This is a genomic window from Pseudomonas sp. GW460-12-10-14-TSB1 (genome assembly GCF_017349775.1).
In the GTDB taxonomy this organism is placed as follows: Bacteria; Pseudomonadota; Gammaproteobacteria; order Pseudomonadales; family Pseudomonadaceae; genus Aquipseudomonas; species Aquipseudomonas piscium.
Genome location: NZ_JACNAC010000070.1, coordinates 1 through 14,911 on the forward strand (window position 1 = coordinate 1; position 14,911 = coordinate 14,911).

The 14,911-nt window shown below is 65.1% G+C and carries 14 protein-coding genes; 7 read left to right on the forward strand and 7 right to left on the reverse strand.

Annotation, left to right across the window (positions count from 1 at the left end; translation table 11 throughout):
* Nucleotides 1-138: 138 nt before the first annotated feature.
* Nucleotides 139-567: a type II secretion system minor pseudopilin GspI gene (gspI, locus tag J4D52_RS27265; protein WP_102677979.1), complete on the forward strand. Its 429-nt coding sequence runs from the start codon at nt 139-141 to the stop codon at nt 565-567.
* 133 nt (nt 568-700) lie between these two features.
* Here the strand turns inward: gspI and J4D52_RS27270 are convergent, their stop codons facing one another.
* Nucleotides 701-1,132, reverse strand: coding sequence for a type II secretion system protein N (locus tag J4D52_RS27270; protein WP_025809148.1), 432 nt, complete (start codon nt 1,130-1,132; stop codon nt 701-703).
* A 108-nt stretch (nt 1,133-1,240) separates the two neighbouring features.
* Between J4D52_RS27270 and gspH the strand changes: the two genes are divergently transcribed.
* Both gspH and J4D52_RS27280 read left to right on the forward strand, forming a co-directional pair.
* Entirely contained in the window at nt 1,241-1,702 is a 462-nt protein-coding gene (gspH, locus tag J4D52_RS27275; RefSeq protein WP_025809149.1) for a type II secretion system minor pseudopilin GspH, read from the forward strand.
* Nucleotides 1,699-2,322 carry a type II secretion system protein GspJ gene (locus J4D52_RS27280; RefSeq protein WP_102677980.1) on the forward strand — a complete coding sequence of 208 codons (624 nt, stop codon included), beginning with the start codon at nt 1,699-1,701 and terminating at the stop codon, nt 2,320-2,322. Before gspH ends, J4D52_RS27280 begins: the two co-directional genes overlap by 4 nt.
* Nucleotides 2,323-2,466: 144 nt before the next feature.
* Here the strand turns inward: J4D52_RS27280 and J4D52_RS27285 are convergent, their stop codons facing one another.
* From J4D52_RS27285 to J4D52_RS27295, 3 genes are read right to left on the reverse strand one after another with little or no spacing between them, the layout of a single operon-like run.
* On the reverse strand, nt 2,467-3,417 hold the full coding sequence (locus J4D52_RS27285; RefSeq protein ID WP_102677981.1) for a FecR domain-containing protein: 951 nt from the start codon (nt 3,415-3,417) through the stop codon (nt 2,467-2,469).
* Nucleotides 3,418-3,456: 39 nt separating this feature from the next.
* A complete protein-coding gene (locus tag J4D52_RS27290) occupies nt 3,457-4,002 on the reverse strand; it encodes an RNA polymerase sigma factor (protein ID WP_009048758.1) in 546 nt (181 codons plus the stop codon).
* Nucleotides 3,999-4,613: an STN domain-containing protein gene (locus J4D52_RS27295; protein ID WP_102677982.1), complete on the reverse strand. Its 615-nt coding sequence runs from the start codon at nt 4,611-4,613 to the stop codon at nt 3,999-4,001. Before J4D52_RS27295 ends, J4D52_RS27290 begins: the two co-directional genes overlap by 4 nt.
* 281 nt (nt 4,614-4,894) lie before the next feature.
* Between J4D52_RS27295 and J4D52_RS27300 the strand changes: the two genes are divergently transcribed.
* Nucleotides 4,895-5,242, forward strand: coding sequence for a hypothetical protein (locus J4D52_RS27300; protein WP_102677983.1), 348 nt, complete (start codon nt 4,895-4,897; stop codon nt 5,240-5,242).
* Between the two features lie 119 nt (nt 5,243-5,361).
* Here the strand turns inward: J4D52_RS27300 and J4D52_RS27305 are convergent, their stop codons facing one another.
* On the reverse strand, nt 5,362-5,991 hold the full coding sequence (locus J4D52_RS27305) for an FMN-dependent NADH-azoreductase (RefSeq protein ID WP_102677984.1): 630 nt from the start codon (nt 5,989-5,991) through the stop codon (nt 5,362-5,364).
* Between the two features lie 36 nt (nt 5,992-6,027).
* A complete protein-coding gene (locus J4D52_RS27310) occupies nt 6,028-6,468 on the reverse strand; it encodes a carboxymuconolactone decarboxylase family protein (RefSeq protein WP_102677985.1) in 441 nt (146 codons plus the stop codon).
* A gap of 328 nt (nt 6,469-6,796) precedes the next feature.
* Between J4D52_RS27310 and J4D52_RS27315 the strand changes: the two genes are divergently transcribed.
* The 3 genes from J4D52_RS27315 (at nt 6,797) to J4D52_RS27325 (ending at nt 9,165) form a co-directional block, all read left to right on the forward strand.
* Nucleotides 6,797-8,230 carry a PLP-dependent aminotransferase family protein gene (locus J4D52_RS27315; RefSeq protein WP_102677986.1) on the forward strand — a complete coding sequence of 478 codons (1,434 nt, stop codon included), beginning with the start codon at nt 6,797-6,799 and terminating at the stop codon, nt 8,228-8,230.
* 136 nt (nt 8,231-8,366) lie between these two features.
* Entirely contained in the window at nt 8,367-8,648 is a 282-nt protein-coding gene (locus J4D52_RS27320) for an antibiotic biosynthesis monooxygenase family protein (RefSeq protein WP_102677987.1), read from the forward strand.
* Nucleotides 8,649-8,745: 97 nt separating this feature from the next.
* A complete protein-coding gene (locus J4D52_RS27325; protein WP_053278902.1) occupies nt 8,746-9,165 on the forward strand; it encodes a cupin domain-containing protein in 420 nt (139 codons plus the stop codon).
* Nucleotides 9,166-9,584: 419 nt separating this feature from the next.
* Here the strand turns inward: J4D52_RS27325 and J4D52_RS27330 are convergent, their stop codons facing one another.
* Entirely contained in the window at nt 9,585-14,453 is a 4,869-nt protein-coding gene (locus J4D52_RS27330; RefSeq protein ID WP_102677988.1) for an NAD-glutamate dehydrogenase, read from the reverse strand.
* Nucleotides 14,454-14,911 lie beyond the last annotated feature (458 nt).

A 14,911-nucleotide genomic window follows, 5' to 3' on the forward strand; every position in this document is an offset into this window, starting at 1 on the left:
CTTGGCTTGATTTCGATTCGTCGGGCAGTGTTGCAAGAAAATATGTCAGTGATATTGACGTTGCTCGGGAGTGACCGTAGCCAATCGGTCAAATTTGCCGGTTAGGCTGCAAGCCTTCCTTTGCGCCACGAGACGTCCATGCCGGGGCCACGCCAGCCACTAAACAAACGACCCGCCAGACGGCCAGCCACTAAACAACAGGGTTTCACCCTGATCGAGGTGCTGGTGGCGCTGGCGATCATCGCCGTGGCCATGTCGGCAGCGATCCGCGTGGCCGGGTTGATGACCCAGAGCAATGGTTTGTTGCGGGATAAATCCATCGCCCTGCTGGCGGCCCAGTCGCGCCTGGCGGAACTGCGCCTGGAAGGCCGCCTGTCGCCTGGGACCAAGAACATCGAGTGCGACCAGGGCCGGCTCAAGCTGCGTTGCGAGCAGAACATCGCCCCCAGCCCCGATCCGCGGCTGTCCAGGGTCAGCGTGCTGGTCCTCGACCGCAGCCGCGAGGCCCCGCCCCTGGCCCGCCTGGACACCCTGGTCGCGCGGGTGCCGAAGAATCCCAATCGTTAAGGCCAAGGGACTCTGTAGGAGCGAAGCTTGCTCGCGATGTCCCTCAACCACACTCGCCTAGTGCTGGATAAACGCAGCGCGCTTCAGCCCATCCGGGCAATCGAGCCTCAATCGGCCGCGCCTGGCCGTCGTCTTATTGTCGGGTCAATACAGGCAGCGCCGGACTCTCCGGCAACTTGCTGACATCCAGCCGCGAGCGCTCGCCGCCGCGTTCGATCACCACCCCGTCGCCCTCGATGGCCACCAGTTGCACGCCCTGGGCCAGGCGCTCGCCCACCAGGAAGCTGCGCGGCGGCGCGTCGTTGAGGCTGAGAATCGCCACCGCGCCGCGAGGGCTGGCCATCAGCCCGGTGACCTTGATGTCCAGCGCCAGCGGCTGGTTGGAAAACCACTGCTGCGCCGGGCTCTGGGCCTGGGCGGCCAGGGCTTGCGGCGGCGCCTGCGGGGTGCGCGACTCGGCGGGGGTCAGCAGCAGCGACGACCAGGTCGCCACCCCGGCCACGATCGCCAGCAGGGCCAGGGACTGCACCAGCTGCGGCGGGGAAAATCGATGGACGAATGCCATGGCAAGGACCTCCTGTTTGTCCGTCTTCGCAGCCTACCGCGCAATGGTCACGTTTTTATTTCACATTCACCAGGCAGGATGAAAAGCGACGCACAGGAGGCGCGCCCCATGACCCCATCCCGACAACAGGGCTTCACCCTGATCGAGCTGATGGTGGTGCTGGTGATCATCGGGATCGCCAGCGCCGCCATCAGCCTGAGCATCCGCCCCGACCCGCTGCAGGGCCTGCGCAAGGATGCCGAGCGCCTGGCCCAGTTGCTCCAGGTAGCCCAAGCCGAGGCGCGCGTGGATGGCCGGCCCATCAGCTGGCGGGCGGACGCCAAGGGCTTCGCCTTCAGCCGGCCCAGCGACGACGGCCGCGGCCTCGACCAGTTCAAGGACGACCCGCAGCTGCGCCCGCGACCCTGGGAAAGTTCGTCGATCAAAGTACGCATCGAGCCCGGCCCGCGGCTGGTGCTCAACGCCGAATGGATAGACGCGCCGCTGCAGGTGCAACTGTCCGACGGCCAGCACAGCCTGACGGTGCAACGCACCGCCACCGGCGTGGTGCGGGTGGTGGCGCTGCCATGAAGGCCCGGATCAACCAGCGGCAAGGCGGCTTCACCCTGATCGAGGTGATGGTGGCGATCCTGCTGATGGCCGTGGTCAGCGTGATCGCCTGGCGCGGGCTGGACAGTGTCAGCCGGGCCGACAGCCATTTGCAGGCCAGCAGCGAACAGACCGAGGAGCTGCTGCGCACCCTGCACCAGCTGGAACGGGACGTGGCGCTGCGGGCCAGTGTGGAATTGATGGAACCGGTACCAGCGGGGGCTGATGCAGAAGCCCCCGATGTGCCGCCGGCGCTGACCGTGCGCAGCGCCGACAGCGGCACCTTCCGCCTGGATGTGATCCGCACCGCGGCGACGCCCGGCGAAGGCCTGCAACGGGTGCGCTGGTGGCTCAAGGGCGACACCCTGTACCGCGCGGCGGCGCCGGCCCGCGACCGTTACCCGCTGCCCGCGCCGAAAAACGGCGTGGCGGTGCTGGAGCACGTCAGTGACTTGCAGCTGCGGGTCTGGGATCGGGACAAGGGCTGGCGCCAGCTCAGCGGCAACCGCAAGGAGAACCCACCGGGCCTGGAGATCCGCCTGGTACGGCAGACACCCCAAGGCGAAGAACGTTATCGCCAGGTGCTGGGGCCGTTGGAGTGATTGCCGCGTCGCACCTGTAGCCGCTACGGGACATTGGTCTCGACGGCGATTCTGTAGGAGCGAGGCTTGCCCGCGATCCGGGCAACGCGGTTGGTCTGAACGGACGCTATCGCGAGCAAGCTTCGCTCCTACGGGTTTTGTGCTTCAGCTCAATAGCACCACACCGCCCGGCAACTCAGTGCATTTGGCGCCGTAGGCGTCGCGGATCAGCAGGGCCACGCCGGCCAGCTGGTTGAGGTTGAAACGCGCCTGCACCTTGCGCTTGCCCAGCTCGGCATTGAGCAGCACCAGCATGCCCGGGCGGTAGCGGTTGATCTCGTCGATCACCGTGTTGAGGGTGGCGTTGTCGAACACCAGCACCTGCTCGCGCCAGGCGATCACCGCCGTCAGATCCACGGCCTTCGGCTCGCCGACCTGGCGGCTGTCGTAGGTCAGCTGGCGGCCGCTGTCCAGACGGATCAGCCGGCCCGCGACCTCGACCTGCAGCGCGCCATCGATGCAGGTCACGCAGACACTGTGGTTGATATTGCGCACGTTGAAACGCGCCTGCGAAGCGCTCAGCCAGCCATTGCCGGCCTGGACCCGCACCGGCAGCGCGCCCTGGCTCGACACCTCGACCTCGCCTTCGAGCAGTTCGATGCCCTGCCCGCCTTGCGCCAGCTCGCGCCGGCTGATGCGGGTCTGGGTGTTGAGTTCCAGGCTCAGTCCATCCTCCAGCTCGACCCGGCGCTGCTCACCGACCTCGGTGCGGTAGTCGGCGCTCAGCCCGGCAAAACCGCCGGGCACCGAGACCCGCACCGCCACCAGCGCTACCGAGGCCGCCAGCGCCCCGCCGAGAAAGGCCCGGCGCCCGAAACGCCGCGGCTGGGTCTGTTGCTGGCATTGTTCGGCGGCCGGTTTCAGGCTGTGCCACAGCAACTTGGCCTGCTCGAAGGCCTCGGCATGCTGCGGGCTCTGCGCGCACCACTGCTGCAAGGCCCGGGCGTCGGCGGCGGTGGCCCGCCCCGAGGTCAGCAGGAGCAGCCAGTCCTGGGCCTCGTTGCGCAACCGGTGGTCCGGTGTGGCCCGAGAAGTGGAGATGCTAAAGATGTTCAAGCGTGCGGGTACTCACGGATTAATCGGGGCCTTTAGTGACTAGGACGGTTTTCCGGCGCCGGGACCGAACCGCTGAATCACTTTTCTTTCAAGGCGCGAGGCGCAGTGGCCCAGGGCAGCCTTGATTTCCTTCTCGACCATCCGTGTCGAAATGCCGAAGCGCTGGGAGATTTCCAGGTGCGGCGCCTCCTCCAGGCGCGCGGCGATAAAGATCTTGCGCCGGCGCGCCGGCAGTTCGTAGAGCGCCTTGAGCAGGGACTGGATTTCCTTCTGCCCGCCCACCACCCGCGACGGGTCCAGGGCTTCGTCGCTGATCTGCAACAGCTCCTCGACCTCGCTGCCGGTGAGCAGCCGGGCATCGGCCTGACGGCGGTCGGCGGCAATGTTCAGGGCCATGCGATAGAGGTAGGCATTGGGCTGGGCCAGGTTCGGCGGCTCTTCCATGCGGTCGACCCGCAGGTAGGTTTCGTGCAGCACATCGTTGGCCAGGTCCTCCGAGCCCAGGCGCCGACGCAGACGCACCTTGAAGTCGTCGTAGGAGGTCAGGAACAACCTGACCATCGCACTGTGCCCGGTATTCTTCATGCCCCGGAGGCTCCTTGGCGTTGTCTGCAATCCATGCGTTTTCCTGCGCTGTCGGGTATCAGAAGCAAGGTCACTGGCTGGCGCAGCGAACTCGGTGCGGGCCGCTCGACCCAGGTCTCGCTCAGGCTCTGCACCAGCGCCTCGTCGCGCCGCAGATCGCCAGTGGTGGTGACCAGGCGGCTGTGCTCGATATGCCCGCCACGGTCGATCCACAGTTGCAGCACCGCGCGATAGCGACCCGGCCGGGTCAGTTCCGAACGGCACAGGCCGGCCTCCACCGCGTGTTGCAGCGCGCTGGCGAAACTGTCGCTGGCCCAGGCCCCGGCGTTGCCGCCCGCGCCCTTGGGGGCAGGCGCATCGCTGAGTTGGGCGACTTGCAGGGTAAAGGCATCGGAACGGGCGTAACGGGCCATCAAACCACTTCCTGTCAGCAGGCGACTCAGGGCATCCCGGGCGCTGTAGCGCCCCTGGACCCGTACCGAACGACGCCCGCGGGTCAGCTCGCGATCCACCAGCACCGCCATCCCGGTCGAGCGGCTGAACAGTTCAAGCGCTTCGGCCAGGTCTTGCGCGGCGATGTTCAGGTCCAGCAGCCGGTGCGAATCCACCATCGGCGGTTCCTGCGGTGCCGCCCGCGCCATACCCGCTGCCGCCAGCGCCAGCAGCAGCGCAAGACCACAGCGCGCGAACCCCGCGTGAAAGAAAGACCGATACCCGACCTTTGCTCGGCGTCGCTGCACGGCTGACCTGTCCCTGAAAACCGTCATCCTGAGGCCAGTTTATGAATCTGGTGTTACCGCCCCCGCAAAAAAACCATCACCTTTTCGCCACGCGCCTTGCTCTACACTCAAGGACCGCAACGGCCCCTCCCGGGCCCGCCAGGAGGCCCCCGATGAAACAGCTTTGCACCCTTGTCGCCAGCCTGATGCTCGGCGCCCTGCCGCTGGCCGGCCACGCCGCCACGCCGGTCGAGGCGCCCGCCGCCGCTTCTGGCAAAGCGCCCACAGAAGGTTGTGTCGATGTCAGTGTGGGTGGCTACAAGGCCCCGGACTACGGTTGCCTGAGCAAGCAGATGGGCAACAACCCCGACGGCGCCAAGGCCGAGCAGAAGAACCAGGAAGCCATGCAGGTGCCGATCCACAAGCGCCCGCCGAACCAGATGGGCCTGTCGACCCCGGCCGCCACCAGCACGCGGATGGGCAATACCTTTGGTACTTCGGTAAAGCCGCAGCGGCCTTAGGTTTTTGCGCTGGCCGTTCGGGCCCTATCGCGGGCAAGCCTCGCTCCTACACGGATCGCGTGAGCTTCTGTAAGAGCGAAGCTTGCTCGCGATAGACGGCGCAGCCGTCGTTGCTGCGGTTACACCCCCGCCCACTGCCGCGCCACCACTTGCAGCTCCGCCCGGGCCCTTTCCAGGGCTTCCTCACGGGCTTCGGGGTTGGCGAATTGCAGCGGCTGGGCATCGACGAACACGGGGTTCTCCACGCCGATAAAGGCAAAGGCGGCTTTCAGCGCCGGGGTCAGCGCGTCCATCCAGGCCATGGGATTGCCCGGGCGCAGGTCGGCGCCACGGCTGGTGAGGAACAGCACCTTCTGCCGGGTTAGTTGGCCAAGGATGCCGTCCGGGGTATTGAGGTAGGTCAGCTCGGTGCGGGTGATGCTGTCGATAAAAGCCTTGAAGGTCGAAGGCATCGACCAGTTGTACATCGGCATGGCGAACAGGCAGGCATCGGCGTCCATCACCCGCTGGCACAGGGCATCCGAGGCCGCCAGGGTCTGGCGCATCTGCGGCGTGCGGGCCTCGGGAGCGGTGTAGGTGGCGATGGCGAAGGCCTCGCTGACGTGGGGCGGCGTATCCACCGTCAGGTCCAGGTAGTCGATCTCCAGGTCGACGCCCTGGCCTTGCAGCCGCTCGATGAAGTAGCGGCCCAGGGCCCGGGAGTTGGAACGTTCGCCTTTGGAGCTGGCATCGACGTGCAGCAGTTTCATTGGGCATTACCTTGCTTGGATGGAAAGAGATCCGGGTTAAATGCTGGGCTGTTGGCGGAACGCCACGGCGAGGCGGTTCCAGCAGTTGATGGCGGCCACCGCGACGGTCAGATCGACCAGCTCGCGCTCGCTGAACTCGCCGCGCACCGCCTGGAACAACTCATCTGGCACCGCGGCGTCGGACAACAGGGTCACCGATTCGCTCCAGGCCAGGGCCAAGCGTTCCCGCGGGCTGAACAACGCCGAATCGCGCCACACGCTGAGGGCGTACAGGCGTGGTTCGCTCTCGCCGTTCTGGCGCGCCTGCACCGCGTGCATATCGGCGCAGAACGCGCAGTGATTGAGTTGCGAGACACGGATCTTGACCAGCTCCAGCAGGGGTTTCTCGATGGACAGGCCGAAGGTTTGGGCCTCGAGCATCAACAGGCCCTTGAGGGCTTCCGGAGAGGCGCTGTAGTAGTCCAGACGGGGTTCCATCGGCGTCACCCTGTGTGTGCGTTTGTGTTCCCCCTAGCCTAAGGGCCGCGCCGGCCGGCCCCTATAGCCAATCCGGGGGTTTATCGGCAGTCCACCTGAGGGTGTCGGGCTCAAGACCGCCAAAGCCCTTCGGGCTTATCGCAGCCTGCGGCAGCGGCTACAGGGGAAACCTCAATCCCGTGTCGTCTGACCTGTAGCCGCTGCCGAAGGCTGCGATCGCGTACGCAGTACGCGCCAGGATTTAAGGCCAATCCCGCTATCGGCCCGCTACACCAAACCCGGCCGGGCGGGTAATCTGGCGGGCACTGATCGTTTTGGAATCTCATCGATGGAACTGCATGTCGTCATCAACGGGCGCAAGGACCTGGCCGACCAGCTGTATCGGCAACTGCGCGACGCCATCGAGTGCGGGCGGCTGGCGGCGGGCGCCCAGTTGCCGCCGAGCCGGCTGCTGGCCGAGCAACTGGGGATCTCGCGCAAGACGGTGTCGGACACCTACAGCCTGCTGACCTACGAGAACTTCCTGATCGGCAGGATCGGCCGCGGCACCTTCGTCAATGCCCGGCCGGTGAAGGCCGAACCCAAGCAGAGCGCCGCCGACCTGGCCTGCGCGCAGAGCCTGGAAAAATGGCAGGAGTTGCCCACGCCCCTGCGCCATCCGACCCTGGAAGGCACCTCGCGCTACGAGTTCATCGGCGGCGCCACCAGCCGCAATCAGTTTCCCCAGGAAGAGTGGCGGCGCTGCACCCAGGACGCCCTGCGACGGATCGCCCAGAGCGGCGGTTTCTACAGCCAGCCGGAAGGCCTGCCGGCGCTGCGCAGCGCGATTGCCGGGCATGTGTCGTTCTCCCGCGGCGTGGTTTGCAGCGACGCCGACATCGTGGTCTGCAACGGTGCGCAACAGGCCCTGGACCTGATCGCCCGGGTGGTGCTGGAACCCGGCAGCCTGGTGGCCATGGAAGACCCCGGCTACACCCCGGCGCGCCTGCTGTTCAGCGCCCAGGGCGCGACCGTGATCGGCGTGCCGGTGGATGATGAAGGCATCCAGGTCGAGCGGATTCCCGACGGCGTGCGGCTGATCTATGTCACCCCGTCCCACCAGTTCCCCCTGGGCATGCCCATGAGCCAGGCCCGCCGCGAGGCCCTGCTGGAGCGGGCGCGGCAGCTGGGGGCGATCGTCATAGAGGACGATTACGACAGCGAATTCCGCTACGAGGGGCGGCCCACCGACTCCCTGCAAAGCCTGGATAAACGCGGCGTGGTGGCCTATGTCGGGACCTTCTCGAAGACCATGCTGCCGCAACTGCGCCTGGGCTACGCGGTGCTGCCGCCGGCGATTCTCGGCGCGGTGATCAAGGCCAAGCGCCTCACTGACTGTCACACCTCGACCCTGCCGCAATGGGCGCTGGCCAAGTTCATCGCCGAGGGTTACCTGCTCAAGCACATCCGCCGCTGCCACACGGTGTACGCCGGGCGCCGCGAGCGCATCCTGCAGCGCCTGAACGGCGACCTCTCGCCCTGGCTGCAGGCGGTGCCGTCCACCGCCGGCTTCCACATGGCGGCGCTGTGCAAGGTGCCGGTGAGCATCCCGCTGCTGCTGGAGCTGGCAAAGAAGGTCGAGGTCGGGCTCTACCCCCTGCATGGCTTCTTTTATCAGGAGCCGGTCAGGGACGGGCTGTTCATCGGCTTTGGCGCCATCGAAACCCTGGACATCGACCCGGCCCTGGACAAGGTGCGTGACATCCTGCAACAGATCGCCTGATTGGCCCCGGGCTTTTCTCGGGGATTGGTTATTGGACTTGTCACCTTGGCGGCCTACCCTGAGCGTCCACCCAGCCGTTCGCGCCGCGCCCGTCCCCGCTCGGCGCAACGGCTAGAGCATTTCCGGAGGCTTGGACATGTCCAGTACCACGACCAACAGCGTCCAGATCCGCGCCGCCCAGGGCCGCTCGGACGAGCTTGGCGAACACCTGAACCAGCTACTGACCGCCCTGCGCGAGGCGCCTGGCTGCCTGGGTTATGAACTGCGCCGCGACAACACGGACACGCACCGCTGGACCGTGCGCGGCCAATGGTGCTCGGCAGCCGAGATGCAGGCGCATTTCCATCTGCCGGCGGCCCAGGGTTTTATCGACCTGCTGGACCGCCGCCTGGCCTGCGCCCTCGACTTCGAACACTGAGGCATTGGTCTGCGGTTCTTTGCCGGGATTGGTTATAGGCCGGTCGAGCCAGCGGGCTTACCTTGAGTCAGCCCCTTTCGAACCGGAGAAACCGACCATGAAGACCCTCGCAGCCCTGACTTCAGCCCTTGCCGGCCTGACCCTGCTCACCTCCCTGGGCGCCGCCGCCCATGACCCGGAGTACGGCCAGGAGAAACTCAAGATCCTGCAGGAACATGCCCTGAGCAACCTGCCGGGCAAGACCGCGCTGATGCTCACCGTCGACTACGCGCCGGGCCAGGCCACGGTGCCGCACATGCACAAGGGCGCGGCCCTGGCCTATGTGCTCGAAGGCGAGATCACTTCGCGGGTCAACGACGAGCCGGCCATCACCTACAAGGCGGGCGAATCCTGGTACGAACCGGCCGGCTCGCAGCACCCGGTGTCGGCCAACGCCAGCGCCAGCAAACCGGCCAGGCTGCTGGTGTTCATGCTCAAGGACGCCAAGGATGAGGTGCTGACGCCGTTGCAGAAGTAAGCACCTGGCCGCTCCTGCGCAGACCGCGTTTCTTCTGTAGGAACGAGGCTTGCCCGCGATGACGTCAGTACAGCCAGCACAAAGCCAAGCCGATAAAAAGGCGTCTGGCCGCTGCGCGGATCGCGAGCAAGCTTCGCTCCTACAGAAGCGGTTACAACATTCCTTGAGGATGAGGTGCTGACGCCGCTGCAGAAGTAAGCGCCTGGCCGCTCCTGCGCAGACCGCGTTTCTTCTGTAGGAGCGAGGCTTGCCCGCGATGACGTCAGTACAGCCAGCACAAAGCCAAGCCGATAAAAGGCGTCTGGCCGCTGCGCGGATCGCGAGCAAGCTTCGCTCCTACAGAAGCGGCTACAGCATTCCTTGAGGCCAAAAAAAAGCCCCGTATCTCGCGATACGGGGCTTTTTCATTTAGCGCTCGATCAGGCCGCTACAAGGCCCGATTGACCGCTCATGGCCAGGTCCAGCAATTCGCGGTTGGCCACCGCGTACATGGCGTAGTCGGTGCCGCTGGCGGCACGGATTTCCACCAGCATAGCGCGCCAGCGCTCGACCATGCTCTGGTTCTGCTCAAGCCACAGGGCCACGCGGGCTTCCATGTCTTCTGGCGCATCGGCCATTTGCAGGACCGAGATGGTGATCGCCCGCTGCTGCCAGTCCACATCGTCGCGGAAGGCTTCGCGTGCCTGGGCCTGCCAGTTGTTGGCCACCGGCAGATCGCTGATCTGCTGCAGGTACCACGGCAGGTCCAGGGCGCTGCCCACGGCGAAGTAGGCCTTGGCCACATCGGCGGCATCGTGCCCGGTGACATCCGCGGCCTCGATGATCGGCAACAGGGTGTACAGGTGGGTGGTACCTGCCACCATGCGTGCCAACAGCTCAGGCACGCCGGCTTCGACGTAGGCGGTGTAACGGGTCTGCCAGCCTTCGCGGGTCGGGCCTTCCAGCAGTTCGTCGAGCTTGAGGCCCAACGCCGCCAGGTGCGGACCGAAGTGCGCGACGTCACGCGCGGCATCCTGCTCGTTGCGGCGGCTGCGCAGGAACCAGCGGGTGGCGCGACGACCAAGGCGCATCAGCTCGTCCATCAGCTCCAGCTGCACCTGAGCCGAGACCTGGTGGTCCAGGGCCTCGATCTGGCGGAACCAGTGCGGGAGATGGAAGATGTCACGCACGATCACATAGGCACCGGCCACGTTGGCCGGGCTCATGCCAGTGGACTCCTTCAGGCGCTGCACGAAGGTGATGCCCATGTGGTTGACCAGGTCGTTGGCGATCTGGGTACTGACGATCTCGCGCTTCAGGCGGTGACGACGCATGGCTTCGGCGAACTTGCTGACCAGGGTCGGCGGGAACGCGGTTTCCATGTCGCGGGTCAGGTAGTCGTCGTCCGGTACCAGGGAATTGAGCAACTGCTCCTTGAGGTCGATCTTGCTGTAGGAGATCAGCACCGACAGTTCCGGACGGGTCAGCCCGTGGCCGGCGGCGACGCGCTCGTTGAGTTGATCTTCCGACGGCAGGAACTCGATGGCGCGATCCAGCTTGCCACGGCCTTCCAGGTCGCTCATCAGGCGCTTGTACTCGGCGATCCGCGCGAAGGCGCGACGGGCCGCCAGGGACAGGGCCTGGGTCTGCTTGTAGTTGTTGCCCAGCACCAGGCCACCGACTTCGTCGGTCATGCTCGCCAGCAACTGGTTGCGTTGCTTGTCGGTCATGTCGCCGGCATGCACCACTTCGTTGAGCAGGATCTTGATGTTCACTTCGTGGTCGGAGCAGTCCACGCCACCGGCGTTGTCGATGAAGTCGGTGTTGGAACCGCCGCCATTGAGGCCGAACTCCACACGACCCAGCTGGGTCATGCCGAGGTTGCCGCCCTCGCCCACCACCTTGCAGCGCAGCTCGTTACCGTTGACCCGCAGTGCATCGTTGGCCTTGTCGCCGACATCGGCGTGGCTTTCAGTGCTGGCCTTGACGTAGGTACCGATACCGCCGTTCCACAACAGGTCCACCGGTGCCTTGAGCAAGGCGTTGAGCAGCTCGGTCGGGGTCAGCTTGTCGGCCTGGATGTCGAAGCGTTCTTTCATCTGCGGCGAGATGGCGATGCTCTTCGCGCTGCGCGAGAAGATGCCGCCGCCTTCGGACATGATGCTGGTGTCGTAGTCGCTCCAGGCCGAACGCGGCAGGTCGAACATGCGCTGGCGTTCAGCGAAGCTGGTGGCCGGATCCGGATTCGGGTCGATGAAGATGTGCAGGTGGTTGAAGGCCGCGACCAGTTGCAGCTTGTCGGACATCAGCAAGCCGTTGCCGAACACGTCGCCGGCCATGTCGCCGACGCCTACCACTGTGATGCTGTCTTGCTGGACATTGATGCCACGCTCGCGGAAGTGGCGCTGTACGCCGACCCACGCGCCCTTGGCGGTGATGCCCATCTTCTTGTGGTCGTAGCCGGCGGAACCGCCGGAAGCGAACGCGTCGCCCAGCCAGAAGCCGTAGTCGATGGCAATGCCGTTGGCGATGTCGGAAAAGGTCGCGGTGCCCTTGTCCGCCGCCACCACCAGGTACGGGTCATCGTCGTCGTGACGCACGACGTTGGCCGGCGGCACCAGGGCGCCGTCCTTCAGGTTGTCAGTGATGTCCAGCAGGCCGGAGATGAAGATGCGGTAGCAGGCGATGCCCTCGGCCGCGATCTCGTCCCGGCTGCCGCCCAGCGGCAGGCGACGCGGCAGGAAGCCGCCCTTGGCGCCCACCGGCACGATCACCGAGTTCTTGACTTGCTGGGCTTTTACCAGGCCCAGGACTTCGGTACGGAAGTCTTCTTCACGGTCGGACCAGCGCAGGCCGCCGCGAGCGACGTTGCCGAAACGCAGGTGCACGCCTTCGACGCGCGGCGAGTAGACGAAGATCTCGAACTTCGGCACCGGCTTGGGCAGCTCGGGAATCAGGTGCGGGTTGAACTTGAAGCTGAAGTACGACTTGTTATGGCCGTTGGCGTCGGTCTGGTAGAAGTTGGTCCGCAGGGTGGCCTTGATCAGGTCCAGGTAGCGACGCAGGATGCGGTCTTCGTTGAGCACCTGGACATCGTCCAGGGCCGTGAGGATCGCGTGCTCCAGGCGTTGCTGCTTGTCTTCCAGGTCATCGCCGGTGAGCTTGCGCGCCAGGTAGAAGCGGGTCTTGAACAACCGGGTCAGCTCGCGGGCGATATCGGTGTGGTTGTTCAGGGTGCTGGCGATGTACCCCAGGTCGAAACCCAGGCGGATCTGTTTCAGGTAACGGGCGTAGGCACGCAGCAGCGCGACGTCGCGCCATGGCAGGCCAGCGGTCAGCACCAGGCGGTTGAACGCATCGTTCTCGGCATCGCCACGGACGATGTGGACGAAGGCGTCCTGCAGGGTGTCGTTGAGCTGCTGGATATCCAGGTTCAGGCCTTCGGCCGCGGTGAAGGCGAAGTCGTGGATCCAGAACTCACGGCCGCTGGCGTGACGCAGGCGATACGGGAACTCGCCGAGCACGCGCAGACCGAGGTTTTCCAGGATCGGCAGCACGTCGGACAGCGCCAGCGGGGTATCGGCGTGGTACAGCTTGCAGTGCAGCAGCGGCTGGCTGGTGGACTGGGTCAGCGGCTGGTAGAAGCTCATCACCAGCGGGTTGGCCTCGGACAGGCTCAACAGGTGCTGCATGTCGACCACCGCCGAATGCGCGGCGAAGCGCTCGCGGTAGCCGGCCGGGAAGCCTTTCGGGAAGTCGGCCAGGACGTTGGTGCCGTGGGCTTCGCCGAAGCTTTCGACGGTCAGTGCGGCGTAGTCGTCCTGCCAGCTGCGGCAGGCCTGCACCACTTCTTTTTCCAGCAGCAGCGGGTCGATGTCGATGCGGTTCTTCGGGTCGACCCGCAGGATCAGTTGCACGCGCGCCAGCACGGACTCAGAGAAGAAGGTCCAGAACTCGCAGTCGGTGGCCTTCAGGCGATCCATCAGGACCTGCTGGATCTTCTGCCGCACTTCGGTGGAATAGATGTCGCGCGGCACATAGGCCAGGCAGTAGCAGAAACGACCGTACGGGTCCTTGCGCAGGAACACGCGGATCTTGTTGCGTTCCTGGATCTGCACGATCGACATCACGGTGTTGAACAGCTCGTCCACCGGGGTCTGGAACAGGTCGTCGCGGGGCAGCACTTCGAGGACCTGGGCCAGTTCCTTGCCCAGGTGCGCCTTGGCCTGGAAGCCGGAGCGCTGTTCGATGATTTCCACCTTGCGGCGGATATAAGGAATCACCCGCACGCTTTCGCCGTACACCGACGAGGTGTACAGGCCCATGAAGCGGCATTCCTTGATCACATTGCCGTCGGCATCGATCTGGCGGATCGACACGTAGTCCGGGTAGGCCGGACGGTGCACGCGGCTTGGGTGCGCGGCCTTGGCGAACGACAGCGGCGTCGGTTCGCGCAGGTAGTTCACGGCGTAGTCTTCGATGCGCAGGTCGTCGACGGTGAGGCCGGCGCGCAGCAGCTTGGTCAGGCCGAGGAAGGAGTTCTGGTCGTACTCGATATGGCCGCCGTGCTGGTCTTCGCGCACCACGAATTCTTCATAGCCGAGGAAGGTGAAGTGGTTGCCCACCAGCCATTCCAGGAAGCTCTTGATCTCGCCCTTCTCATCGGCGTCGATCTCGAACTGGCTGTTGCCGATGCCATCGATCAGTTCCTGGACCTTGGCTTTCATCGGCTCGAAATCGGCGACCGCGACGCGGACTTCGCCAAGCACCTGCTCCAGTTCCTTGCTCAGCACATTGAGCTCGGCGGTGTTGGCGCAGCGGTCGATCTCCAGGTACATCAGCGATTCTTGCAGGATGCCTTCGCCCTGGGTGCCTTTGGGCAGGATTTCCAGCAGCTCGTTCTTGCTCCCGCGACGCACGCTCAGCACGGTGGTCTGCAGGGTATGGATGCTGTAGCCGCGACGGTTCAGCTCGGTGCGGACCGAGTCCACCAGGAACGGCAGGTCATGGTGCAGCACTTCGACCGCGGTGTGGGTCGACTGCCAGCCATGACGTTCGTAATCGGGGTTGTAGACACGCACTTGCGATTGCGCGTGGTCGAAGCGCTCAAGCAGGCGCCAGGCAGAAAGGGTGCAGCCCGCCAGGTCGGACAGCCGACGCTGGGTGAGTTCGTCCAGAGAAATGATGCCGAAGAATTGTTCAGCGAACAGCGCCACTTGTGGCAGTGCCTGTTCACTGATGTGCTGCGCCAGTGCCGCTTGCAGTTGGTGCTGGAAGTCGGCCTTGCTGGCTGCGGTGAAGAACGCCATCTGTGGTACTCCGCTTGGGCTTGTTATTGATGAAAGCGTCGCATGCAATCCCCCTTCGGGGGTGTCGGTCATCCTGCTCCTGGATCTCGGGCAGAGGTCGCAGGATGACAGGGTGGTGAAGCTGTACGAGACGCTCAGGTCACATTCACCGTTCCCGGATGGGCATCTGCAAAAACGACTGCCCAGGTGCGCCGGGCAATGCCTTTACAGGTGCTCATCCGTTGCGCAGCTTAACGAGTGCGGCAAGCCCGCTGCTTGCGGTGCTGCGACATATTCGGTCATTGGCAGGCAACTGGCGGGCCAGGCCTTGAACAACACTAGCAGCCGCTGGACAAAACAGCGGCCGCAGCGCGGTTTTACGGGACTGCCGTACCAGAAACGGACAGTTGCAGCGACGCCAGCGTGACCTGTTCTCTGACACACAAAGCAGCAGAAATTCCCCCGGGCTGGCAGAATTG

Coding starts and splice junctions, on each gene's coding strand:
- gspI (WP_102677979.1), top strand. CDS start 139: ATGCCGGGGCCACGCCAGCCACTAAACAAACGACCCGCCAGACGGCCA.
- J4D52_RS27270 (WP_025809148.1), bottom strand. CDS start 1,132: ATGGCATTCGTCCATCGATTTTCCCCGCCGCAGCTGGTGCAGTCCCTG.
- gspH (WP_025809149.1), top strand. CDS start 1,241: ATGACCCCATCCCGACAACAGGGCTTCACCCTGATCGAGCTGATGGTG.
- J4D52_RS27280 (WP_102677980.1), top strand. CDS start 1,699: ATGAAGGCCCGGATCAACCAGCGGCAAGGCGGCTTCACCCTGATCGAG.
- J4D52_RS27290 (WP_009048758.1), bottom strand. CDS start 4,002: ATGAAGAATACCGGGCACAGTGCGATGGTCAGGTTGTTCCTGACCTCC.
- J4D52_RS27295 (WP_102677982.1), bottom strand. CDS start 4,613: ATGGTGGATTCGCACCGGCTGCTGGACCTGAACATCGCCGCGCAAGAC.
- J4D52_RS27300 (WP_102677983.1), top strand. CDS start 4,895: ATGAAACAGCTTTGCACCCTTGTCGCCAGCCTGATGCTCGGCGCCCTG.
- J4D52_RS27305 (WP_102677984.1), bottom strand. CDS start 5,991: ATGAAACTGCTGCACGTCGATGCCAGCTCCAAAGGCGAACGTTCCAAC.
- J4D52_RS27310 (WP_102677985.1), bottom strand. CDS start 6,468: ATGGAACCCCGTCTGGACTACTACAGCGCCTCTCCGGAAGCCCTCAAG.
- J4D52_RS27315 (WP_102677986.1), top strand. CDS start 6,797: ATGGAACTGCATGTCGTCATCAACGGGCGCAAGGACCTGGCCGACCAG.
- J4D52_RS27320 (WP_102677987.1), top strand. CDS start 8,367: ATGTCCAGTACCACGACCAACAGCGTCCAGATCCGCGCCGCCCAGGGC.
- J4D52_RS27325 (WP_053278902.1), top strand. CDS start 8,746: ATGAAGACCCTCGCAGCCCTGACTTCAGCCCTTGCCGGCCTGACCCTG.
- J4D52_RS27330 (WP_102677988.1), bottom strand. CDS start 14,453: ATGGCGTTCTTCACCGCAGCCAGCAAGGCCGACTTCCAGCACCAACTG.